The organism is Chloroflexota bacterium, from assembly GCA_016235055.1.
Classification (GTDB): Bacteria; Chloroflexota; Anaerolineae; order JACRMK01; family JACRMK01; genus JACRMK01.
In genome coordinates this window covers 62,848-86,013 of the sequence record JACRMK010000001.1, presented here as the reverse complement: position 1 = coordinate 86,013, position 23,166 = coordinate 62,848, and the positions used below count along the sequence as shown (strand labels likewise).

Annotated in this window: 17 protein-coding genes; 15 read left to right on the top strand and 2 right to left on the bottom strand. The window is 65.6% G+C overall.

From position 1 onward, the window contains the following. Window positions 1-353: 353 nt before the first annotated feature. The 4 genes from HZB53_00310 (at window position 354) to ggt (ending at window position 7,136) form a co-directional block, all read left to right on the top strand. Window positions 354-1,856, top strand: a complete 1,503-nt coding sequence (locus HZB53_00310; GenBank protein MBI5876063.1) for a glycosyltransferase — start codon at window positions 354-356, stop codon at window positions 1,854-1,856. A gap of 134 nt (window positions 1,857-1,990) precedes the next feature. Next, the gene (locus HZB53_00305; GenBank protein ID MBI5876062.1) at window positions 1,991-4,468 is read left to right on the top strand and encodes a VWA domain-containing protein; all 2,478 of its coding nucleotides are present in this window, start codon (window positions 1,991-1,993) and stop codon (window positions 4,466-4,468) included. A gap of 305 nt (window positions 4,469-4,773) precedes the next feature. Then, complete coding sequence (locus tag HZB53_00300) at window positions 4,774-5,526, top strand: hypothetical protein (GenBank protein MBI5876061.1); 753 nt, start codon at window positions 4,774-4,776, stop codon at window positions 5,524-5,526. A gap of 8 nt (window positions 5,527-5,534) precedes the next feature. Beyond that, the gene (ggt, locus tag HZB53_00295; GenBank protein ID MBI5876060.1) at window positions 5,535-7,136 is read left to right on the top strand and encodes a gamma-glutamyltransferase; all 1,602 of its coding nucleotides are present in this window, start codon (window positions 5,535-5,537) and stop codon (window positions 7,134-7,136) included. An 82-nt stretch (window positions 7,137-7,218) separates the two neighbouring features. Here ggt and HZB53_00290 read toward each other — a convergent pair whose 3' ends face one another. Further along, window positions 7,219-8,115: an MFS transporter gene (locus HZB53_00290; protein ID MBI5876059.1), complete on the bottom strand. Its 897-nt coding sequence runs from the start codon at window positions 8,113-8,115 to the stop codon at window positions 7,219-7,221. A gap of 311 nt (window positions 8,116-8,426) precedes the next feature. Between HZB53_00290 and HZB53_00285 the strand changes: the two genes are divergently transcribed. Genes HZB53_00285 through HZB53_00275 form a run of 3 tightly spaced genes read left to right on the top strand, consistent with a single transcriptional unit; the run spans window position 8,427 to window position 12,201 of the window. After that, window positions 8,427-9,509 carry a P1 family peptidase gene (locus tag HZB53_00285; protein MBI5876058.1) on the top strand — a complete coding sequence of 361 codons (1,083 nt, stop codon included), beginning with the start codon at window positions 8,427-8,429 and terminating at the stop codon, window positions 9,507-9,509. Between the two features lie 33 nt (window positions 9,510-9,542). After that, on the top strand, window positions 9,543-10,616 hold the full coding sequence (locus tag HZB53_00280; GenBank protein ID MBI5876057.1) for a P1 family peptidase: 1,074 nt from the start codon (window positions 9,543-9,545) through the stop codon (window positions 10,614-10,616). A 19-nt stretch (window positions 10,617-10,635) separates the two neighbouring features. After that, entirely contained in the window at window positions 10,636-12,201 is a 1,566-nt protein-coding gene (locus HZB53_00275; GenBank protein MBI5876056.1) for a M20/M25/M40 family metallo-hydrolase, read from the top strand. On the opposite strand, the gene murJ is transcribed toward HZB53_00275, so the two are convergent. Beyond that, window positions 12,178-13,728, bottom strand: a complete 1,551-nt coding sequence (gene murJ / locus HZB53_00270; GenBank protein ID MBI5876055.1) for a murein biosynthesis integral membrane protein MurJ — start codon at window positions 13,726-13,728, stop codon at window positions 12,178-12,180. The genes HZB53_00275 and murJ overlap by 24 nt on opposite strands. Window positions 13,729-14,397: 669 nt before the next feature. Here murJ and HZB53_00265 point away from each other — a divergent pair. Genes HZB53_00265 through HZB53_00230 form a run of 8 tightly spaced genes read left to right on the top strand, consistent with a single transcriptional unit; the run spans window position 14,398 to window position 22,950 of the window. After that, entirely contained in the window at window positions 14,398-14,883 is a 486-nt protein-coding gene (locus HZB53_00265; GenBank protein MBI5876054.1) for a GNAT family N-acetyltransferase, read from the top strand. Between the two features lie 33 nt (window positions 14,884-14,916). Continuing rightward, window positions 14,917-15,633, top strand: a complete 717-nt coding sequence (locus HZB53_00260; protein MBI5876053.1) for an alanyl-tRNA editing protein — start codon at window positions 14,917-14,919, stop codon at window positions 15,631-15,633. Window positions 15,634-15,663: 30 nt separating this feature from the next. Further along, window positions 15,664-16,593, top strand: a complete 930-nt coding sequence (locus tag HZB53_00255) for an SPFH domain-containing protein (GenBank protein ID MBI5876052.1) — start codon at window positions 15,664-15,666, stop codon at window positions 16,591-16,593. Between the two features lie 42 nt (window positions 16,594-16,635). Beyond that, the gene (locus tag HZB53_00250) at window positions 16,636-17,814 is read left to right on the top strand and encodes a beta-aspartyl-peptidase (protein ID MBI5876051.1); all 1,179 of its coding nucleotides are present in this window, start codon (window positions 16,636-16,638) and stop codon (window positions 17,812-17,814) included. A gap of 40 nt (window positions 17,815-17,854) precedes the next feature. Further along, complete coding sequence (locus tag HZB53_00245) at window positions 17,855-18,385, top strand: GNAT family N-acetyltransferase (protein MBI5876050.1); 531 nt, start codon at window positions 17,855-17,857, stop codon at window positions 18,383-18,385. A 12-nt stretch (window positions 18,386-18,397) separates the two neighbouring features. Further along, window positions 18,398-18,793 carry a RidA family protein gene (locus tag HZB53_00240; protein MBI5876049.1) on the top strand — a complete coding sequence of 132 codons (396 nt, stop codon included), beginning with the start codon at window positions 18,398-18,400 and terminating at the stop codon, window positions 18,791-18,793. Between the two features lies 1 nt (window position 18,794). Continuing rightward, window positions 18,795-19,355, top strand: a complete 561-nt coding sequence (locus HZB53_00235; protein MBI5876048.1) for a GNAT family N-acetyltransferase — start codon at window positions 18,795-18,797, stop codon at window positions 19,353-19,355. Window positions 19,356-19,386: 31 nt separating this feature from the next. Further along, window positions 19,387-22,950 carry an isoleucine--tRNA ligase gene (locus HZB53_00230; protein ID MBI5876047.1) on the top strand — a complete coding sequence of 1,188 codons (3,564 nt, stop codon included), beginning with the start codon at window positions 19,387-19,389 and terminating at the stop codon, window positions 22,948-22,950. Window positions 22,951-23,166 lie beyond the last annotated feature (216 nt).

The window sequence follows — 23,166 nt, the reverse complement described above, 5'->3', positions numbered from 1 at the left end:
GGAGACCTCGGTCCATGGCATGTGACACCTCCTGAATGAGGGTCATCATACCGTATGTGAGTGTCAACCATGTCCCCGAACACCTGTCAACCATGTCCCCGGTCTATACACGAAGTTGGGAGGGGGAGCGATTCGATGGGGATTGGCGCGGCGGCTGCGCCGCCGCGCACCTCCCCATTCACTTTTCCCCTTCTCCCCCGCGCGCGGGGGGGAAGGGGCCAGGGGATGAGGGGGGTAACTTGGTGGACAGACTCCAAAATGAGAATTGCTGGTGGCGCTATGCACATTCGGTGATGTCGAGCGGCCCATGCTATAATTCAGGGCTTGATATGTATGATTCTATGGGGTGAGCGATGGTAGAAGGGCTATACGTTGCCAGCCTGCTGATCCTGGCAATTTACGGACTCAACAGCCTGATCTTGACGGCCATTTTCTGGCTGAAGCCGCGCCCGCGCGCCGCCGACGTGGTGGCAGCGCCCGCAACGGCGGATGTGCCGGTCGTCACGGTTCAACTGCCAATTTTCAATGAGCGATACGTCGTGGAGCGGCTGCTGGGCGCGATTGGCGCGCTCGACTATCCGCGCCAGCGCCTGCAGATCCAGGTGCTCGACGACTCGACCGACGAGACACGCGAGATTGTGGACCGCCTAGCGGCGCGTATGACCGCCAACGGCCACTGGATCGAAGTGGTGCGGCGCGCGCAGCCGCACGGCTTCAAAGGCGGCGCGCTGGCGGACGCCATGCCGCGCGTGCGCGGCGAATTCATCGCCATCTTCGACGCCGATTTCCTGCCGCGCCCGGACTACCTCCGGCAGATGCTGCCGTCGTTCACCGATCCGCGCGTCGGCTGCGTGCAGGGGCGCTGGGACCATGTCAATGCCGACTACTCGCTGCTGACTCGCATTCAGGCCGCCGGCATCGATGGGCACTTCATAGTGGAGCAGGAAGCGCGCAATCGCATGGGCTGGTTCATGGCCTTTAACGGCTCGGCCGGCATCTGGCGGCGCGCGTGCATTGACGCGGCGGGCGGCTGGCAGGGCGACACGTTGACCGAGGACCTCGATCTGAGCTTCCGCGCGCAGCTAGCCGGCTGGCAGTTTCGCTTCCGCACGGATGTCGCCGTGCCCGCCGAGGTGCCGGCCCAGATCGACGCCTACAAACGCCAGCAGTTTCGCTGGGCGAAGGGGTCCGTGCAGACGATCAAGAAGCTGCTGCCGATGGTCTGGATGGCGCGGCTGCCGCTGATGGTCAAAGTGCAGGCAACGTTGCAGTTGGGCGGGTACCTGATGCACCCGCTGATGGTCATCGCGTTTATTCTGGCGCTGCCGATGTCGGTTGAGCAATCGCCGCTGTTCAGCCTGTTGCCGTACCTGATGGGGGCGCTGTTTGGCTCGATCTCCCTCTACACGACGGCGATGATGCGGCGCGGGGGTTCGGGCGCGCGTCCGGGCGATCGCCCGCACAGTCCGCTGTCCAGCGCCCGCCACGCGGCTCGCTTCGTGTCCACGATGGTCATGCTGATCGTGCTGGGCACCGGCATGTCGCTCAACAACACGCGCGCCGCCGTCGAGGCGATCCTGGGGGTAGACAACACATTCAAGCGCACGCCCAAGTTCGATCTGCGCTCGCGCGCCGACCAGTGGTGGCACAAGCGGTACTCGCTGCCGCGCGATCCGATCGTGTTGGCCGAGCTTCTGGCGGCTGTGGCGGCGCTGGCGTTTTACGTCGTGGGCAACCACGAGGCGGCCGGGCGCGTCAGCCAGTGGCTGCTGATCTACGCCATGGGTTACGGCTATGTTGGCGGCTTGAGCATCTGGCAGAACGCTGGTGGCGATTTCCGGCTGCGACGCCGCTAGTCCGCGACTGCCTGACCGTTCTGGAATTTGGGCCGCTCTCGTCGATCACCGAGAGCGGCTCTTTTTGCGCCCGGACGGGAACAAACGGCCCTTGCGCGGCGTCTGGTTGTTGAGACGCCATAAAGGAGGCTGCCATGAAACACCCGTTCCGATTCGTTCTGTTTTTCGCGCTGTTGCTGGCGTTTGCCTGGGGCGCCATGCCCGTGCGCGCCGACGGCATCGTCGTGCCGTGTCCGCCGCCGATGGATGGGCAAGCGCCGCGACCGTGTCCCACACCCACGCTGCAGCCGTGCCCGGCCGGGGCGCGCTGCGTGCCGGTCAGTCCGTCCCTCGCCATCAAATATCACCGTGTGACGGTCACCATCGACAACCAGGTTGCGACAACGCGCGTCGACCAGGTGTTTCTGAACGACAGCGGCGTTGACCTGGAAGGGCTGTACATCTTCCCGCTGCCACCCGATGCCACGGTGTCGGACTTTGCCATGTGGGTGGACGGCAAGCGCCTGGAGGCCGAGGTGCTGGATGCCAACCGCGCCCGCCAGATCTACACGGGCATTGTCAACCAGCGGCGCGACCCGGCGCTGCTGGAGTACGTGGGGCGTGGCGCGTTTCAGGCGCGCGTCTACCCCATACCGGCGCATGGCGAGAAGCGTATCGAACTGGAATACAAGCAGGTGCTGGCTGCGGAAAACGGCCTGATCAAGTATGTCTACCCGCTGAACACCGAGAAGTTCTCGTCGCGCCCGTTGCTCGACGCCTCGGTGACCGTGAATATCAAATCGAAAGACGCCATCAAGGCGATCTACTCGCCGTCGCATGACGTTGCGGTCAAGCGCAACGGGGAGTACGCGGCGGTAGCCGGCTGGGAAGCGAAGAACGTGCGGCCCGACCAGGACTTCGCGCTGTACTTCTCGACTTCGCAGGGCGATATCGCCGTCAACCTGCTGACGTACAAGCCGGCGAGTGGCGAGGATGGCTTCTTCGTGCTGCTGGCCGCGCCGAAGGTTGAGGCGCGCCCGGGCGAAGTGGTCTCGAAAGACGTGATCTACGTGCTTGACGTGTCGGGTTCGATGCAGGGCAACAAGATCGATCAAGCCAAGCAGGCGATGCAGTACGTCATCGGTCAACTGAATCCGGCCGACCGCTTCAACATCATCACGTTCAGCACCGGCGTAACACGCTACGCGACGAGCCTGCGCCCGGCCTCGGACATCAAGAGCGCGCTGGCGTTCGTGAGCGCCGTGCGCGCCGAGGGCAGCACCGATATCAATCAGGCGCTGCTCGAAGCGCTGACGATGGTGGACGGCGAGCGCCCGGCGATCATCATCTTCATGACCGACGGCATGCCGACGACCGGCGTGACCGACCCCAACCGCATTCTGTCCAGCGCGCTGCAGACCGCGAAGCGCAACGTGCGGTTGTTCACGTTTGGCGTCGGTTATGACGTGAACACGGTCCTGCTGGACTCGCTGTCGCAGGGGCTGCGTGGCGCCAGCGCGTATATCAAGCCACAAGAGAACATCAACGAAGTGGTTTCGGGCTTCTACGCCAAGGTGTCCACGCCCGTGCTGGCCGACATCAAGATCGACTGGGGCGGCATGACGGTCAACGACCAGTACCCGCAGGCGCTGGTTGACCTGTTTGCCGGGCAACAGATCGTGCTGGCGGGCCGCTATCGCGGCGGCGGTAACGGCACGATTACGCTCTCCGGCACGATCAACGGCCGCCCGCAGTCGTACGTCTATCGGGACGTCCAGTTCGCACAGTCCGGCGGCGATGCGTCGCTGGCGCGCCTGTGGGCGACGCGCAAGATCGGCTACCTGCTCGATCAGGTGCGGCTGCGCGGCGCGCAGAAGGAGATCGTCGACGAGATCGTGTCGCTGTCGGTGCGCTACGGCATCGTCACGCCCTACACCTCGTTCCTGGTGAACGAGACGAGCCAGGTGCTGAACCAGCCGGGCCGCGACCAGGCGGCGGCGGATATGCAGAAGGCCAACGCCACACCGGCCGCGGCCAGCGGCGCCGGCGCCGTCGAGCAGTCGCAGAACAACTCGCGCATGGGGTCTGCCAACGCGCCGGCCGCCGCGCCGACCACTGCGGCTGCCGTACCGCTGCCGGGCATGGCGGGTACGGCCACGCCGTCCGCGCAGCGCGAAGCGTATCTGGCATTGCAGTACGTGGGCGACCGCGCGTTTGTGAACAACAAGGGCGTCTGGACCGACACGACCTTTGACAACCGTAAGATGACGACGACGAAGGTCGCCTTCCAGAGCGCCGACTACTACGGCCTGCTGGACAAGCACCCGGAATGGTCGCGCTACTTTGCACTCGGCGCCAACGTGATTGTCGTGCTCGACGGGCAGGCGTACGAGATCTTTGATACGGGCGGCCCGGCGGCCCAGGTCACACCGGCGACGCTTCCGCTGGTCACGCCAAACGCTCTGGCGTCAACGCCCGCGCCGCAGGCTGTAACGAACACGCCAGTTCCCGCCGTCACGACGTCTGCACCGGCCGCGACGGGTGGGGCCCCCGGGGCGTTCGGCGTGCCGTGCGCGCTCGGCCTGCTGGTGGCCGTGGGCATGGCCGCCGCGTTGTGGCTGTACCGGCGCTGACGCACGACAGCAATTCTCATTTTGGAGTCGGCTGCCAATATCCCAACGAAGTTGGGAGGGGGTCGGGGGGAGGGCAGCGCCACTTTTTCGGCGGGCCAGCTTGCGTGACAAGCGCCTGAGGGCCAGCGCATCGCAAGCGGCATTGGAAAGTACCCGTACAAAGCCAAATTGAGAATTGCTGGACGCACGACTGAATCTTTGCGCCAACCGGCGTTTTTCGCTACAATCTGCGCGGCACATTCAGCCTGACAGGATCAGACCGATCCTGTCAGGTTTATTTTCGAGTCTACACGGGATGGTTGCACATGGCCAAAAAGAAACTCAGCCGGGATCAGAAACGGAAGCACAAGCTGGAGAAGCGATCGCACATCGGCGCGGCGCGCCAGGGCGCGCAGGTCGAGTTCCTGACGAAAGAGACCGAACAGGTTATACACGAGACATTCATGTCGTACGGGACGGCGATGTTGGATGCCGACGCGCATGACGCCGTGCGCCAGCTTGTCGTCGATGTGCAGCAGGGGAAGATCAGCCAGGAAAGCGCCGGCGCCGAACTGCCGAATGCCAAGGGCGCGCTGATTTGGAACATCAAGCAGGCGTGGACGGAAAAACACACGCTGGACCATCTGCCAAGCCTGCTGGCAGCGCAAGGTTTGCAGTACCTGGCGCACCGCATTGACGACATTGCCGCGACCGGCAGCTCGCATTCGTATCTGCGTTTCCTGCAAGGGTCGCAAGATGGCGTCAAGGTGCTGGTGTCCGAGATCGAGGGCGGCCACTGGTCGCCGGAGGAGGACGCGTTGCGGAAGCTTGGGTTGGCGTGGCTCAAGAACAGCAACGCCGAAACCTGGGACGTATTCCAGAAAGCGGCGACCGATGACACCGCCGGCGGCCATGCACGGGCCGTCGCTAACGTCTGCCAGTACCTGTACGGCGCCGTGCAACAGGCAGCCGTCGAGCAGGCGCTGCGCCCGGTGCTCGATGCGGCGCACACGAAACTCGAAGACGAGGCCGATGCCGCAGACGCGGTTACCGAGACTGCGGATACTCCGGCCGCCTGAGGAATGCCATGCACTCACGAAGCGAGGTCTACTCGGCGCGCGGTCTGGTCTGCTCCAATTCGCCGCTGGCCGCATCGGCCGGCGCGCGCGTGCTCGCCGACGGCGGCAACGCGTTCGACGCCGCGCTGACGGTCGCCGCCGTAGAGGCGGTGGTGCAGCCGCCGATGTGCGGGCTCGGTGGCGATGTGTTCGCGCTGGGCTATCAAGCGTCCAACGGCCGGGTGTTCGGACTCAACGGCAGCGGCGGCGCGCCATCGGGCGCCACCATCGAATTCTATCGTGAGCGCGGTTTCAAGCAGATGCCGCTCAACGGGCCGCTCTCCATCGCCGTGCCGGGCGCCGTGCATGCCTGGGAGACGTTTCACGCGCATTTCTGCACGCGACCATTCGGGCAGTTGCTGGAGCCGGCCATCGCGTACGCCGCAGAGGGCTTCCCGGTGCCGCCGCGCATGGCGGGGCACTTTGCGGCCAGTGCGCGCAACCTGGCCAAATTCCCGGCCTCGGCTGAGGCTTACCTGCGCGGCGAAGAGCCGTATCGCGCCGGCGACCGGCTGGTACAGCGCGATCTGGCGCGCAGCCTGGCCCGTGTGGCGGACGGCGGCGCTGAGGAGTTTTACCGCGGCGACCTGTCCCGCGCTCTGCTCAAGGGACTGGACGATGCCGGCGCTTTGTTCACCGCGAGCGATTTCGCGAAGCATCAGTCCGAGCTCTACGAGCCGCCGTCGGTGACGTATCGCGGGCATACGATCTACGAGCCGAAGCCGCCGTCGCAGGGATTCATGCTGCTGGAGATGCTGAACATCCTCGAAGGCTTCGACCTGGCCGGGCTTGCGCATAACTCGGCTGATGCGATCCACCTGATGATCGAAGCGAAGAAGATCGCGTTCGCCGACCGCAACCGCTATGCCGGCGACCCGGCCTTTGTGAGCTGGCCGCTCGACACGCTGCTGTCAAAGGCGTACGCCGAAGGCGCGCGCGCCGCCATCGATCCGCTGCGGGCTTCCACGCAGACGCTGCCGCTGCCGGTGGCCGACGGGGATACGAGTTACTTCTGCGTGGCCGATGCGGCCGGCAACGCGGTGTCGTTCATTCACAGCCTCTCCAAGGCGTTCGGCAGTGATTTTGTCGCGCCGGGTACCGGCATCCTGTTCAACAATCGCGCCGGACGCGGGTTTGTGCTGCAGCCGAACCATCCGAATGCACTGGCGCCGGGCAAGCGCACGATGCACACGCTCTCCTGTTTTCTCGCCACGCGCGACGGCAAAGCGTCGCTGGTCGGCGGCACGCCGGGCGGCGACCTGCAGACGCAAGCGGGCGTGCAGTTGATCACCGCCGTGTTGGATCATAGGCTGGGCTTACAGCCGGCAGTCGATGCGCCGCGCTGGCTGAGCGTGCCGGGCACCGATCCGGCCGGGCTGGACCGGCCAATGAGCCTGGACGTGGAGGCCGCGCTGCCGTCCGATGTCCGGCATGCGCTGGAGGCGAAGGGCCATCCGGTGCGTGTCGCCGACGTGGGCGGGGTGGCGCAGATGATCGCTTTCGATGCGGCGCGCGGCGTCATGACCGGCGCATCGGATTCGCGCGGGGATGGCATGGCAGTCGCAATCTGAGTCAAAGCGCTTCACCACGAAGAGACAGAGGCACTGAATACTCTATCCGAGTACTCAGTGCCTTCGTGGTTTCTACGGTCGTTCAGTTGTGATGGTTGTGTATCAAGCGGGGACGGCCTGCCACTTGCGGCCGCGCTGAATGCTGTATGAGAAGCCGGCCGCAATCAGCCCGAGCAGTGCGGCAGACATGAACGCCACCGTGTAGTCGCCCAGCGCATCGTGCAGTGCGCCGCCGGTGTACGCGGCCACGCTCGCGCCGACCATGTGCGAAGTCGCGTGTGCGCAAAGCCTCGCGCAGCGGCGTGCGCTGCGCCATTTCGCCGCCTTCGACGTGCGCCCCGTCGTCGCCGACCGCCCGCAGGCCGACGTCCTCCGGGCGATTGCGCATGAACACGATCAGCGGCACGAGCAGCGCGGCGACAAAGACGGCCACGAACGTCAGCGCGCTGCGCCAGCCGGAGGTGGCGGTCATGTTCATCAGCGTAGGCAGGAAGATCAGTTGCCCGGCCGCCGATGCCGCGCCGAACAGCCCAACCACCAGACCGCGGTGCTTGCGGAACCAGCGCTGTGAAATCGCCGCGCCGAGCACGTTGGCCAGCGCGCCGGTGCCGACGCCGACGATCAGTCCCCAGAAGAGGTGGAACTGCCACAGTTCGCTGATCGTCAGCGTGTCGAAGGTGCCGGCGGCAATCAACACCAATCCGAAGGCCATAATGCGGCGCGGGCCGAAGCGATCGACGAGCGTGCCGGCGATCGGGCCGCCCAGACCGAACCACAGGATGCTGACCGCCACGGCGAACGAGATGCTCGACCGGCTCCAGCCGAACTCGGTCTCCAGCGGCTTGATCAGAACGCTCGGCGCGGCGCGCACGCCGGCCGCGGCCAGCAGCACGAGGCAGGTGATGCCGGTGACGATCCATGCGTAATGAACGGGCAGGCGCGCAAAGATGCCTGGGCCCTGATTTGCGGTGCGCTGCAAGGGAGTGCTCCTCTTGATGTCGGCGTGCGCGGCCAGCGGACGTGTTGATGGCGCCGCGCTCGCAAGGCAACATTTTACTCCGGATGCGATGGCCGCGCCAATGCGCGTCGTAGGGGCGAAGCATCGGGCGTACGGGCTCTCATTATCGTACCGCGCGGCCCCGATGCTTCGCCCCTACCTGCAAGGCATGGCGGGTTGAATCGTACAGCGCATTGGGGAATGCGCCGTCCGATGGTAGAATCGTGGACTGTAGACAGTGCTGAGCGGGCCACGCGGCCATTCGGCACGACAACGTACACCGGGAGCGAACCATGGCGCGTGCGCGCATGCGAGAGGTGGGCATTACAACGGGCGAACTGCCGACCGGCCGGCTCAACGCCATCACCGATGTGGCCGGGGTCAAGGTCGGGCATACGACGCTGGTCAGCGGCGATGGGCCGCTGCGCCCGGGCGCAGGTCCGGTGCGCACCGGCGTGACCGTGATCCTTCCGCATGGCGGCAACCTGTTTCGCGAGAAGGCGCCGGCAGCGGTGCAAACCATCAACGGCTTTGGCAAGCCGACCGGCTTCGAGCAGGTGCGGGAACTGGGCAACATCGAGACGCCGATCGCGCTGACCAGCACGCTCAATGTCGGCCGGGTGTTCGACGCCCTGGTAGACTATGCCATCAGCCAGAGCCCCGAGATCGGCATCCGCACGACGAGCGTCAACCCGCTGGTCGGCGAAACCAACGATAGTCACCTGAATGACATCCAGGGGCGACACGTGACTACCGCGCACGTGCTGGCTGCGATTGCAAGCGCGGCCGAGGGCGCCGTCGCCGAAGGCTGCGTCGGCGCGGGCACGGGCACGGTCTGTTACGGCTGGAAGGGCGGCATCGGCACCGCGAGCCGGATCGGGCGCACCGGCTACACGGTCGGCGCGCTGGTGCAATCCAACTTCGGCGCCTCGCGCGACCTGTGCGTTGGGCCGACGCCGGTTGGCCGGCACATTGAGCCGCCCGTCACCGCGCCGGCTGACAGAGGCTCGATCATGATCGTGCTGGCCACCGACGCGCCGTGCGACGCGCGGCAACTGCACCGCCTGTGCGGCCGTGTGTCGGCGGGACTGGCGCGCACCGGCAGCCTGTACGGGCACGGCTCCGGCGATTTCGCCGTTGCCTTCAGCACGGCCTACCGGATTACCCATGAGGCGCCGGACGTCGCGGCGATGCGCCCGGCGATCGTGCGCGAAGAGTCGATGGACGATCTGTTCCGGGCCGTGGTTGAAGCGACCGAGGAAGCGGTGCTGAACTCGCTCTTTACAGCCGAGACGACCGTGGGTCGCGACGATCATGTGCGGTACGCCCTGCCGGTGGACGACGTGCTGGCGCTGGTTCGCCGCTATGCTGGCTGACATCAATAATACGAAGATCGGGAGAGAACAACTATGACGCGCGCGCGCTTGCGGGACCTCGGCATCACCATTGGCGAGCTTCCCACCGGACCCAACAATGCCATCACCGATGTGCCGGGCGTGCTGGTCGGCCACACGACGCTGAACTACGACGAGCCGCGTGTGGCGCGAACCGGCGTGACGATGATCGTCCCGCGCGAGGGCGACATCTGGATGAACAAGGCGTTTGCCGGGTTCCACTCGTTCAATGGCAACGGCGAGATGACCGGCCTGCCGTGGCTCGAAGAGTCCGGCATGCTTGGCTCGCCGATCGCGATTACCAATACGCATCAGGTCGGCATCGTGCGTGATGCGCTGGTCTACTATGAAACGCAGCGCGACGACACGCAACGGTTCTACCTGCCGGTCGTGACCGAGACATTCGACGGCTGGCTGAACGACATCAACGCGTTTCATCTGACGCGCGAACATGCGCTGGCGGCACTGGGGAGTGCGCGCGGCGGCGTGCCTGATGAAGGCTGCGTTGGCGGCGGCACCGGCATGATCTGCCACGACTTCAAAGGCGGAATCGGCACGGCGTCGCGCGTCGTCACGACGCCGGTCGGCACTCACACGGTCGGCGTGCTCGTGCAGTCGAACTACGGCACGCGCCGCTTCTTGCGCGTCGATGGCGTGCCGGTTGGCCGCCTGCTCGACGCGGAACAGGTGCCGACGCCGTGGACCGAGCGGCTGAAGGACGGCTCGATCATCGTGATCGTGGCGACCGACGCGCCGCTGATCGCCACCCAGTGCCGGCGGCTTGCCCAGCGAGCCACGGTCGGGCTGGCACGCGTCGGCGGGCTGGGCAACAACAGCAGCGGCGACCTGTTCCTGGCGTTCGCCACCGGCAACGACCTGCCGACCAAGTCCGATCAACTGTACCCGTTGGCGATGGTCCCACACCACCATCTGAACGTGTTCTTCGAGGCGGTGGCCGAGGCGACCGAGGAGGCGATCCTGAATTCGCTAACCGGCGCGGAGACGACCGTCGGTTATCGCGGGCGCACGGCTCACGCGCTGCCGCTCGAGGAGACGCGCCGCATCGTGGAGCGCTATCGCGTGCGGTAGTGCGAGGAGCCCGCTTGTGATGAGCATGTCAGTATCGCTGCACCGCGCTCTGATCGGGATTGCGCTTGGAGCGCTCTGGCTCGTGAGTTGCGCACCGCAGGTGACGCCAACGCCCGAGCCAACAGCTACCCGCGCACCGGCGACGCCGCGCACGCTCCCGGTGCTGCCGAGCCCCGAAGTCGTCGTGCCGACCTTCCCGCCGCGCTCCGGCACGCCCGCGTCCGCTGCGGCAACGACGGCGCCATCATCGTCCGACGAGCTGGCGCTGGTGCGCGCCTTTGACGGCAGCGCGGCGTACGAGCATACGCGCGTCCTGACGAGCAAGGCGATGGCGGGCCGCAAAGCCGGGGCCGCCGGCGGCGATCTGGCCGCCGAGTACATCGCGGGACGCTTCAAGGCCGCCGGCCTGAAGCCGATCGGCGATGGCGGCACCTATTTCCAGAACTTCATGCTGCCGTTCGTCGATCTGGCCGATGCGCCGGCGCTGGCGCTGCTGGGCGACGGCGGCGCGGTCAAGCAGTCGTTCGTGCCTCGCGTGGACTTCCGCGAGAGCGGGCAGTGGATGACCGCCAGTGCGCAGGCGGAAGGCAGCGTAATCTTTCTCGGGCGCGGCACGGAGCGCGATATACGGCTGGCGTCCGACCTGAATGGCAAGATCGCGCTGGTCTTCCAGCCACCTAACCAGCGCGTGAGCGACTGGGCCGCCAACCTGTTCCGCAACGGTGTGGCGGGCCTGCTCGTGATCACTAACAGCCCGGACAACCTGGCGTTCAAGAGCTCGTACATTGCCGGCAGCGGCCTGCCGAACGAGACGCACCCGCTGCTGGTTGTGTCGAACACGGCGGCGCAAATCATGATGGGCAGCGCCGGACGACTGTCCGAACTCGAAGAGCGCGCCAGCCGCGAAGGGGTGGCGATCGCCACATCCGCGCGGGTGCGCATGTCCCTGAAAGTGGACATCAAGGATGCACCGACCAAGAACGTCGTGGCCGCCTTGCCCGGCAGCGATCCGAGCCTGTCCGCCGAGGTCTTGATCGTGGGCGGCCACTATGACCATGTCGGCGTTGACCCGGGCGGGCTGCTTTTCCAGGGCGCCAACGACAACGCATCGGGCGCGGCCGTGGTCGTCGCGCTGGCCGAGCAGTTCGTGCAAGCGGGAATCAAGCCGAAGCGCACAATCGTGTTTGCGGCGTGGAGCGCGGAAGAGTCCGGGCTGATCGGGTCGAAGTACTACGTCGATCACCCGCTATTTCCACTGACGCAGACGAAGGGCTACATCAATCTCGACGTGGTCGGGGCCGGACTGGGTGACGGCCTCAACATCACCGAAGATTCACCGGCGCTGGCAGACCAGGCGAAGTCCGCAGCGCGGGACCTGGGCGTGAAAACCGGACGCGAACAGGTAAGTGGAGGCAGCGACCACGAGTCGTTCCTGAAGCGCGGGGTGCCGGCCATATTCTTCATCTGGCAACGCTACGGCGACATCCACATGCCGAATGATACGTTCGATCAGATCGACGTCGCGAAGCTGAAGCAGACCGGGCAGGTGGCGATGCTGCTCCTATTGCGGCTGGCCGGAACGTAGCCGGCGCGGCAGCGCCCGCAACTCCTCGACGCCCGCAATCCACATGATGCCGAAGTAACCGGCGGCGGCTGCGCCGCCGATGGCGAGCGCCGGCAGCGGCGAGGTTATGCCCGCCAGCGCCGACGCCGCGATGGCGAGCGCCATGCTGCCGCCGGCGACGCTGCCTTGCACGGCCAGCGTCGCCAGCCGCTTCAGCGGCATCCCCGGCAGGCGACGGCGCGCCACCAGCAGCAGAAACCCCACCTCGACGCTGACCGCGACCGCATTGGCCAACGCGATGCCGCCGTGCGCCAGCGGCCCGACCAGCGCAACGGCCATGAGCGCGTTGAAGCCCATGGCGATGGCCGCGGCAACCAGCGGCGTCTTCGTGTCCTTCTGCGCGTAGAACATGCGCGCCGCGACCTCGAGCAGTGACTGGCCGATCAGCGCCAGCGCGTAGAACTGCAACGCCCACACCACCGCATCGACGCAACCCGCATCGCAGCGGCCGCCGCCGAACAGCAGTTGGGCGACCGGCCGGCCGAGCAGCACCAGCCCGACCAGCGCCGGGATGCTCAGGAGCAGGATGGCGCGGAACGCCGACACCACACTGACTTTCAGCTCCTCCGTGCGGCCCTCGGCGGCGAAGCGCGACAGCGTCGGGAACAACGCCGTGGCAATCGCCGTGGCAATGATCGTCTCCGGGATCTGCATGACGTTCCAAGCCAGATTGAGAGCGGCGACACTGCCGTCCGGGAGCCGCGAGGCGAGGTTGGTTGCCACCAGCGCATTGATCTTGATCACGCCGAGCGCGGCGATGCGCGGCCCCATCAATCGGGCGATTTCGCGCAGCGCCGGTTCATGCGGCAGGAGCAGCAGGCGGTACTGCACGCCGTGGCGGATTATTGGGGGGATGTGCGAGGCCAGGTGCAGGACGGAGCCGATGATCACGCCGTACACGAGGCCATGAATGCCGTAACGCGGCGCGAGGAAGAGCGCGCCGCCGATGATGCCGAGGTTGTAAAGCGCGGGCGCGAACGCCGGCGACAGGAAGTGCTGTTGGGCGTTCAGAATGCCCATCAGGACGCCGGCCAGCGCGAACACGACCGTCGAAACGAGGATCAGGCGCATCAGTTCAGCGGTCAGCGCCTGCTGCTCCGGCGAGAAACCGGGCGCAAGGCAGCAGCCGATCAGCGCCGGCGCGGCCAGCGCGACCAGCACCGCCAGCACCAATGTCAGCAGAATCACCCAGTTGATGACGGCGCTGGCCAAGCGCCATGCGTCGGTTCGGCCGCGCTGCGAGAGCGCCTCGGTGAATACCGGGATGAAGGCGGTCGCCAGTGCGCCGCCGGCGATCAATGTAAAGAGCAGGTCGGGGATGTTGAACGCGGCGTAGTACGCATCGAGTTCAGGCCGCGCACCGAAGGCGCGGGCGATCAGCGGGTCGCGCGCCAGGCCGACCAGTTTGCTGGCCAGGTAGCCGGCCATCACGATGAGCGTCGAGCGAACTAACGAACTCCCGCCACTGGCGGAACGCGCGATTGGCAAACGGTCACTCCCTCGTGCGAAGTGCTATATATCCATCCGCGACTGCCGGGCGCAGGCGCGCGGCAGTCGCTTGAACGTGCCGCAGGGCGGTGGCGTCTTGAACGTCGGGCCGTGCCGTACAGCAGAATGGCGAAATTGTACGTGAAAGGGGGACGGGAGGCAAGCGGGGAACAAACGGGATCAGGATAGCAGACCTCGCGGGTCTTCAAGACCCGCGAGGTCTCAGAGCCTGTCGACGCCGCCGGCTGTCTGAAGCTGCGCGGTTACGACGCGCGGCCCTTCGATAAGCCAGGGGGCCGCAGCGGCGTTTGCGACCTCGGCAATTTGACAATCCGAATTGGCGGTCGCATAATAAAGGCCAACCGCGTTGATGGAAACGAGTAGCATGCGCGGGGCGGATCAGCGAGTCCGGGCGTGGTGCGAGCCGGACGCCGCCTGCGAGTGCAAAAATCCTTCCGGAGCCGTGCGACGAACGCCATGCCCGTGTTGGGTGGCAAGTAATCTGCGCCGGGGCCGCGCCCCGTTACCACCGCGCAGGCGTGATTGCGCCTGGCCAAGTGGCTGCCGTGCACGGTGGCCGATAAGGGTGGTACCACGGGATTCGTCTGAACTCTCGTCCCTGCGCGGGACGGGAGTTTTCGTTTATGTGCAGTGGCCGGTGCGGACTCGATGGACAATCAGGCCTTGACGGTGCGACCGGCAGCAGCGGGCGATTGGCCGGAACTGGCGCGTATGAACCGGCGGCTGATCGAGGATGAAGGCAGCGAGAATGCCATGTCGATCGCCGAGCTGCAAGCGCGTATGGAAGACTGGCATGCGCGCCGCGAATACGCGATCGACGTGATCGGGTTGGGGCAGGCGCTGGCTGGCTATGCGGTCTGGCGGGCGCAAAGCGACGAGTACCGTCCGGGCCGGTCGCGTGTCTATGTGCGCCAGTTCTTTGTTGAGCGCGCGCTGCGCGGGCGCGGCATCGGCCGGCGCGCATTCGAGCGATTGGCGGTAGAGCGGCTGCCGGCCGGATGCCTGATCACGCTGGATGTGCTCGCCACCAACCCGGGCGGTCTGCGGTTCTGGCAGTCGCTCGGTTTTGACACGTACCTTACGAGCATGCGCACGTTGAACGGCGCGCGCGAGCCCGGCCGCGATTCGGTGTGATGGCGCCGCGCGGCGCGAGGAGTGACCATGCCGATGAATCTTCTGATCTACCAACTGGATGCCTACGTCAAGCAGTTTGAGGCCAGCGTCCTGGAGTCCCGCGACAGCGAAGTGGCGCTCGACCGCACGGCATTCTATCCCGGCGGCGGCGGCCAGCCGTGCGACTTTGGCACGCTGTCGGGGCATGGCCACACCTGGCGCGTCACCAAGGTCAGGAAAGAGGGCGATCTCGCCTGGCACACGCTCGAAGGCGGCGCTTTGCCGGGACCAGGTAGTTTCGTCACGGGCGCGCTCGACTGGGAGCGGCGCTACAAGCTGATGCGCACGCACTCCGCGCTGCACGTGCTGTGCGGCGTCGTCTACCGCGACTACGGCGCGCACGTCACCGGCGGTAATATGGAGCCGCTCGATGCGCGCATGGATTTCGAGTTCGAGCGCATGCAGAAAGAGCTTGTGGGGGAAATTGAGACCACTGTCAATGCCGAGATCCAGAAGGGCTACGCGATCACGGTCAAGATTCTGCCGCGCGATATCGCGTTCCAGATTCCCGATTTGATTCGCACGAAGATCAACCTGCTGCCGCCGGGCATCCCGGAGGTGCGCACGGTCAATATTGAAGGACTGGATTTGCAGGCCGACGGCGGCACGCACGTCGCGCACACGCATGAAATCGGGCGCGTCAAAGTCGTCGGGTACGAGAGCAAAGGCAAGATCAACAAACGGATTCGGATTCAGATTGCCGATGCTTGACAACAAATCACCTTCTTTGGGGAGGCGAGCATGAAACGACTTCTGCCGGTTGCGATCGCGCTGCTGGCCGCGCTGACCAGCACGGGGTGCTATCTCAACGAGGCGGTTGCCACCAATGAAGTGGCTGCCCAGCGCGACGGCGGCCGCATTACAAATTGTGTCGGGCCGGGCGTGTATACCGACCTTGGCCTCTTCAGCGATTTGACATCGGTCTCATCCAACGCCTTGACGCTCGTCGTCGGCGACAAGGAAGTGGCGACGAAGGACACGCAGTTGGTCGGCACGGACATCACCGTGCAGTTCAAGCGCAAGACCGACTGCGAATCGATGAAGAACCTGCTGACGAACTGGTCGCTGCTGGCACGCGACGACAATCGCCTGCAGGAGACGGTGTCCAACATCACCGCGCAGGCTATCAAGGTAGCGGTACGCAATTTCACGCTGGAGGAGTTGCTGGATGACCGCGACTCGCTGGCGCAGCAGATCCGAAAGGACCTGGTCAACGAAACAAGCAAGTTCTCGGTCGACGTGCTGTCGGTCGGCGTCAAGAATGTGACCCTCGATCCGGCGTACAGCAAGATCCTGAACGAAAAGGCGCTGCTGACGGCGCAGATCGATGCCGAGAAGCGGCGACAAGACCTGATCCGCCAGCAGGCCGCCAACCAGCAACTCGAGCAGGACCAGAAAGTGCTCGTGCTTCAGAAGCAACTGCTGGCCGAAAAAGCCCGGACCGACGTCGATCTCGAAGTGGCCAGCCGCGACAGCCGCGTCAGCGCCACCAAATACCAGGTCTTCGCGCAGAACCCGGCAGCGCTTGAGCTTGAGCGCCTGCGCCTGCTGAAGGACGTGCTGGGCGACAAAAGTGTGATCTATCTGGTGCCGCAGAACTCGAGCCTGAACCTGATCCTGGGCAACCTGTCGGGCACGACGCCGGTCAGCGGGACCCTGCCAATCAAGTAGGCGGCGCATGGCGCGCTGCGCGCCGACTGAAAGGGGAATGCGATGTTGATCGTATTGACTGGCGCGGAGGTCTATGCGCCGGAACCGTTGGGTAAGGTCGATGTGCTGCTGCACGGCGAGAAGATCGTGGCGGTGGGCGCCGGGGCGGGCGCGGCGGCGCGCGCCGCCGGATTGGTGTCGCAGACGCTCGATCTGAGCGGGCTGACGCTGACGCCGGGCCTGATCGACGGCCACTTTCACCCGCTGGGCGGCGGCGACTACGAGGGGCCGCGCGGGCGCGTCACCGACATCGAACTGGGCGACATCATCCGCGCCGGCATCACCACCTGCGTCGGTGTCCTCGGCGCGGACTGCGACGCGCGCAACCTGGTGGATCTGTACATGAAGGGGCGCGAACTGCAACTGGGCGGTATCACGTACTTCTTCTACACCGGTTCGTTCTTCCTGCCGTCCGTGACGATCACGGGATCGGTCAAGCGCGACGTGATGTTGATCGACCCGTGCATCGGCGTCAAGTTTGCGATCTCGGAGAGCATGGCCTACTGCACCGAAGAGGATATGGCGCGCACGGCGGTCGAGGGGGTCCATGGCGCCAGCGTTGGCGGCAAGGCCGGCATCGTGCACATGCACGTCGGCGAGCGGGCGTCGAGCCTCGATCCGCTCTTCGCCCTGATCGAGCGCACCGGCATGCCTGCGTCGTGCTTCTACCCGACGCACATCAACCGCTACGATCCGGATCACATGCAGCCGGCGGTCAAGTTCGTCGAGATGGGCGGCACGATCGACCTGACGGCGATCATGTCGCGGCGCGGCGGCAGCGGCACCGGACTGCGCATCCCGGATGCGCTCAAAAACCTGCTTAACCTGGGCGTGCCGTTGGATCGCATCACGTTCACATCGGATGGCAACGTGTCGATGCCGATCCGCAATGAAAAGCGCCAACCGATCGGACTATTCAACGCGGGCGTGGACTTCCTGACGGACGAATGGCGCGCGGCGGTCAACGAGTGCGGGCTGCCGCTTGAGCAGATGCTCAAGCCGGTAACTCAGACGCCGGCGCGCGTGCTGAAGATGACCGGTCGCAAGGGCTGCATTGCTGCCGGCGCGGATGCGGACCTGGTGGCGTGGGACGCCGGCCTGAAGCCGCGCACGGTCATTGCGCGCGGGCGTCTGATGATGCGCGACGGCGCCCTGCTGGTCAAAGGCCCGTTTGAGAAATAGGATGGCGCCCACCTTGTCAATCATGGACACGGACATTTCGATGATCGCAATCAGAGACGCGGTGGCGGCCGACAGCCAGGGGCTGGCCGAGGTGCAGGTCGATGCCCAGTACGCAGACCTCGGGCACCTGCTGCCGCAGGAATACCTGGCGCGCTTCTCGTATCCGGAGCAGGCAAGCGAGTGGCGCGAGTTGATCGAGCGGCAGACCGGCGAGGTCATCCTGGTGGCGGACAATAACGGCCGGATCGCAGGGTACGCGCTCGGTTGGGCCGATCATGGCGGGACGCTGGGCCATGACGCCGAGCTGTCCAGTCTGCACATACGGCCGTCGTACCAGCACACGGCTCTGGCGGAAAAGCTCTTGCGCGAAATGGCGCGCCGCCTGAGCGCAAAAGAGTGCGGTTCGTTGCTGGCCTGGTTTCTGGAGGGCAACACTGCGATCGAGGCGCTGTACGGGCGACTGGGCGCGGAGCAGGTCGAGGAGCACGAATGGGACGGCAATGAAGAGTACGACGTCCACCTGCACGAAGTGGCCGTCGCGTGGTCCGACCTCCATGTACTGTACGATTAGCCGGAGTGGCGAATGACACGCCGTAACATATCGTCTGGAACGCCGTGGGAGCCGCTGGTCGGCTATTCGCGGGCGGTGCGGGTCGGCAACGTCGTGCACGTCTCCGGCACGACGGCGACCGGGCCGGACGGCAAATTGGTTGGCGGCAACGATCCGTACGCGCAGACCGTGCAGGTGCTGCGCAACGTCGCCCATGCGCTTGAACAGGCGGGTGCGAGCCTGTCGGACGTGGTGCGCACGCGTATCTACGTGACGCGCATCGGCGACTGGGAGGCGATCGGTCGGGCGCATGCCGAATGCTTCGGCGATATCCGGCCCGCCACCAGTATGGTGGAAGTCTCGCGGCTGATCGATCCGGCCATGCTCGTCGAGATCGAGGCCGAAGCGATTCTCGAGCATTCGGACTGATATGCACGCGGTGCGGGTGCGGCGGGCTCGGCTTGACGATTGCCAGGCCATCGCACACGTGCAGGTGCACACCTACCACGAGACCTACGAAGGTATCGTGCCGCGCGGATACCTTGCGCAGTTCACGGTCGCTGGCCAGGCCGTGGCCTGGCGCGAATGGATCCAGGCCAACCGGCGCAGCGTGCTGGTCGTGGCTGACGCGGCCGGCGCCGGCATTGTCGGATACGCGAGCGGCCGCCCGCTGCCGGGTTGCGTGTACGACGCGGAGCTTTCCGCACTATACGTTGCTTCCGGCAACCGGCGACAAGGCGTCGGCCGTGCGCTGATGTACGGTGTGGTCCGGCGGCTTCAGTTGATGGGCGGCCACGCGTTGACGCTGTGGGTCATGGCCGAGAATCGCGAAGCGCTGGCTGTCTACCAGCACTGGGGTGGCCGCATCATCGCGGAGCAGATCTGGGAAGGCGGCGTGGAGTACGGCGCTGAAGTGATCGAACTGGCCGTCGGCTGGCCGGAGATCGCCGCGCTGCGGGCGGCGCTGGCAACGCCCGCACGGATTTGTTGAGTGTTCATACGGTGTGAAAGAGGCTCGATCCATGTTCAAACCCGTTGGCGCCCAGGTAAACTACGCGGCGCAAGAAGAAAACATCCTGCAGTACTGGAAGTCGCACGGCACCTTCGAGAAATCGATGCAACTGCGCGAGAAGGGCGAGCGATATGTGTTCTACGAGGGGCCGCCGACCGCCAACGGGCGGCCGGGCATCCATCATGTGCTGGCGCGCATCTTCAAGGACGTCTTTCCACGCTACCATACGATGAAGGGCAAGTTCGTGCGCCGCAAGGGCGGCTGGGATACGCATGGACTGCCGGTCGAGCTGGAAGTCGAAAAGAAGATCGGCTCCAACGGCAAGCAGGACATCGAAAAATACGGCATCGCGGAGTTCAACCGGCTCTGCCGCCAGTCGGTCTGGGAGTACGTGCAGGAGTGGGAGAAGTTGACCGACCGGATCGGTTTCTGGGTGGACACCGACCACGCCTACATCACTTACGACAACAACTACATCGAGTCCGGCTGGCACATCCTGAAAACGCTCTGGGAGCAGGATCTGCTGTTCAAGGACTACAAGGTCACGATGCACTGCCCGCGCTGCTCGACCTCACTGGCCGATCACGAAGTGGCGCTCGGCTTTCGCGACAACGTGGACGACCCGTCGGTGTATGTCAAGTTCCGCGCGGCGGACGGTCCGTACGCGGGAGCGTATTTCGTCGCGTACACGACGACGCCGTGGACGCTGCCGGCCAACGTGGCGCTGGCGCTCAAAGGCGACGCCGACTACGCGCTCGTTCAGTCGGGCGACGAGCGTTATCTCGTCGCGTCTGCGCGGGTGCATGATCTTTTCGGCGAGCACGGCGCGGTGCTGGAGGCGGTGGCTGGCAGCGCGCTGGTTGGCACGCGCTATGAGAACTTGTTCACCGGCGTTCCGGGGCGCGGCGACACGCCCGACCTGTCGAAGGCGTATCGCGTCGTCGCCGACGAGACGGCCAGCGTGGACGAGGGCGCCGGCATGGTGCACATCGCCCCGGCGTACGGCGACCTGGATGTCGGGCGGCGGCACGATCTGCCGACGCTATTCTCGGTGGACCTGAACGGCCATCTGATGCCGGAACTCGGTGCGCACCTGGGCGCCGGCAAGTTCTTCAAGGAGGCCGACAAGGACATCGCGCGCGATCTGCGGCAGCGCGGCTTGCTGCTGAAGGAAGGCCGCGTGCACCACTCGTACCCGTTTTGCTGGCGCTGCGACTCGCCGCTGCTCTACTACGCGAAGTCGTCGTGGTATATCCGCACGACGGCCGTGAAGAAGCGGCTGGTCGAGGCGAACGGCACGATTAACTGGTTCCCGGGCCATATCCAGAGTGGGCGCTTTGGCAACTGGCTGGAAAACAACGTCGACTGGGCGCTGTCGCGCGAGCGCTACTGGGGCACGCCGCTGCCGGTCTGGCAGTGCGAAACGTGCGGCCAGTACGACTGCATGGGCTCGGTCGCCGAGTTGCGGGCGCGCGCCTCCAATGCGAGCGCGGTGGACTGGAGCCAGTTGGACCTGCATCGTCCGTGGGTGGATGCGCTTATGCTGACGTGCGGCCGCTGCGGCGGCACGATGACGCGCGTGCCGGACGTCATCGACTGCTGGTTCGACTCGGGCGCGATGCCGTTTGCGCAGTGGCACTACCCGTTCGAGCAGGGCGACATGTTCGAGGAGCAGTTCCCCGCTGACTTCATCTGCGAGGCAATCGACCAGACGCGCGGCTGGTTCTACTCGCTGCACGCGCTGGGCGTCCTGCTCAAAGATTCGCCGGTCTACAAGAACTGCGTCACGCTCGGTCTCGTCCTGGATGAGAAGGGCAACAAGATGTCGAAGTCGCGCGGCAACGTCGTGGACCCGTGGAAGATCCTGGCGTCGTCCGGCGCGGATGCGCTGCGCTGGTACCTGTTCCGCACGACGTCGCTCGGCAACCCGTACCGGTTCAGCGAGTCATCGCTGACGCGTGAAGTGGTGTCCGGCCTGTTCAATACGCTCTGGAACACCTATTCGTTCTTCGTGACGTATGCCAACATCGACGGCTGGCAGCCCGGCGAGGCGCAGCCGGCCTACTCGGCGCTCGACCGCTGGATCCTTTCGGAACTGCAAGTGCTTGTGCGCGACGTGGACGCCGCACTGGCGGCGTACGATGTCACGTCGGCCACGCGCGATATCGAGGAGTTCGTCGAGCGCCTATCAAATTGGTACGTGCGCCGCTCGCGCCGGCGCTTCTGGAAGGCGCAGGCCGATGCCGACAAGCGCGCCGCTTATGCCGCGCTGTACGAGTGCCTGGTTACGCTTTCGAAGCTGATGGCGCCGTTCACGCCGTTCCTGGCCGAATCGCTGTACCAGAACCTGGTGCGGACCGTCGATAGCGGCGCGCCGGAGTCGGTGCATCACTGCGACTACCCCGCGCCGCAGTCCGCCCTGGTTGACGAGTCGCTAATGGCCGACACCCGCCTGGTCATGCGCTTGGCGTCGCTGGGCCTGGCGGCGCGCAAGCAGGCTGGGCTCAAGGTGCGCCAGCCGCTGGCCGAGGCGATGGTGGTTCTGCCGAAGTCTTCCGAGCGCGATGCGATGCAAGCGCTGGCCGACCAACTGATGGAGGAGTGGAACGTCAAGCGGGTGGAGTTTGCGGGCGGCCAGAGTGGCGTAGCGGAACTGGCGCTCAATCCGCTGCCGGCCAAGCTCGGCCCGAAGTTTGGTAAGGAGTTCCCGCGCGTGCGCCAGGCCCTGATCGCGAACCCGGCGGACTACGCGCCCGCGTTGCAGCACGGCGAGAGCGTGACGGTGACGCTGGATGGCCAGGAGTTTACCGTCAATGCGGACGAGGTCGAGGTCAAGCTCATGCCCCGCCATGGCTGGACGGTCTCGGGTGATGCGTCGTATGCGGTCGCGCTGTCAACCGAGTTGACCGATTCGCTCCGGCGCGAGGGTGTGGCGCGCGAACTGGTGCGCCAGTTCAATGACCTGCGCAAGTCAGCGGGTCTCCGCGTTGAGGAGATGATGCGGGCGACCTGGCAAGGCAGCGAGGCGATTGCCGACGCGTTGTCGGAGTTCGGCCCGTACGTCATGAAAGAGACGCTGGCGGTCGAGTTGGCGCGCGCGGATGCTCCTCATGGCGCTTCGGTGGCCACGGTCGAACTGGACGAGGGCACCGTGACGCTGTCGGTCCGCACGATCGGCATGACCGCGGCGGTGGCCGCGCCGATGAAGCTGGCGGGCCAACTGTCGGCCCCCAAAGCCCCGGCCGGGCAGATTGCAGCGCCCGCCGAGCACAAGGCGCTGGCCGCGCCGCGCAAGGCGGCCAAGCCGGTTGCCAGGAAGCGGACGACCAGCGTGGCAGCGAAAAAGCCGAGCACCAGCACCAAACGTGTGGCGTCGTCGCCCAGGAAGGGCGCGAAGGCGGCACCGCAGAAGCCTGCCGGGCGCCAACCGGCTGCCAAGAAGGCGCCATCCAAGCCCGGGGCGCGACGCGCTACAAAGACGGTAGTGCGAAAGCCAGCCGTCAAGAAACCGGTGCTGCGCAAGCGGGCCGCGAAGAAGCCGGCGACGCGCAAGCCAGCCCGCAAGCGCAAGTAGCCGCAAAAGCCCCCAGGACGATCGATGTCCTGGGGGCGTCGCGTTGTGGGCACCCCCGGGCGATCAGCATGCGTCTCCCGCATGTCCTCGGTGATACCCACATCGTCGCGTGTCGCGCAGGCTAAGACCTCACACGTTCTCAAAACCTGTGAGGTCTGGTCGACGTGAGCAATCGCCGCTATTCCCCAATTGACTCATCTGCGCTGCCTCCCTATA

Excerpts from the sequence above, each read along its gene's own strand:
- HZB53_00310 (MBI5876063.1), top strand. The coding sequence starts at position 354 with ATGGTAGAAGGGCTATACGTTGCCAGCCTGCTGATCCTGGCAATTTAC.
- HZB53_00305 (MBI5876062.1), top strand. The coding sequence starts at position 1,991 with ATGAAACACCCGTTCCGATTCGTTCTGTTTTTCGCGCTGTTGCTGGCG.
- HZB53_00300 (MBI5876061.1), top strand. The coding sequence starts at position 4,774 with ATGGCCAAAAAGAAACTCAGCCGGGATCAGAAACGGAAGCACAAGCTG.
- ggt (MBI5876060.1), top strand. The coding sequence starts at position 5,535 with ATGCACTCACGAAGCGAGGTCTACTCGGCGCGCGGTCTGGTCTGCTCC.
- HZB53_00285 (MBI5876058.1), top strand. The coding sequence starts at position 8,427 with ATGGCGCGTGCGCGCATGCGAGAGGTGGGCATTACAACGGGCGAACTG.
- HZB53_00280 (MBI5876057.1), top strand. The coding sequence starts at position 9,543 with ATGACGCGCGCGCGCTTGCGGGACCTCGGCATCACCATTGGCGAGCTT.
- HZB53_00275 (MBI5876056.1), top strand. The coding sequence starts at position 10,636 with ATGAGCATGTCAGTATCGCTGCACCGCGCTCTGATCGGGATTGCGCTT.
- HZB53_00265 (MBI5876054.1), top strand. The coding sequence starts at position 14,398 with ATGGACAATCAGGCCTTGACGGTGCGACCGGCAGCAGCGGGCGATTGG.
- HZB53_00260 (MBI5876053.1), top strand. The coding sequence starts at position 14,917 with ATGAATCTTCTGATCTACCAACTGGATGCCTACGTCAAGCAGTTTGAG.
- HZB53_00255 (MBI5876052.1), top strand. The coding sequence starts at position 15,664 with ATGAAACGACTTCTGCCGGTTGCGATCGCGCTGCTGGCCGCGCTGACC.
- HZB53_00250 (MBI5876051.1), top strand. The coding sequence starts at position 16,636 with ATGTTGATCGTATTGACTGGCGCGGAGGTCTATGCGCCGGAACCGTTG.
- HZB53_00245 (MBI5876050.1), top strand. The coding sequence starts at position 17,855 with ATGATCGCAATCAGAGACGCGGTGGCGGCCGACAGCCAGGGGCTGGCC.
- HZB53_00240 (MBI5876049.1), top strand. The coding sequence starts at position 18,398 with ATGACACGCCGTAACATATCGTCTGGAACGCCGTGGGAGCCGCTGGTC.
- HZB53_00235 (MBI5876048.1), top strand. The coding sequence starts at position 18,795 with ATGCACGCGGTGCGGGTGCGGCGGGCTCGGCTTGACGATTGCCAGGCC.
- HZB53_00230 (MBI5876047.1), top strand. The coding sequence starts at position 19,387 with ATGTTCAAACCCGTTGGCGCCCAGGTAAACTACGCGGCGCAAGAAGAA.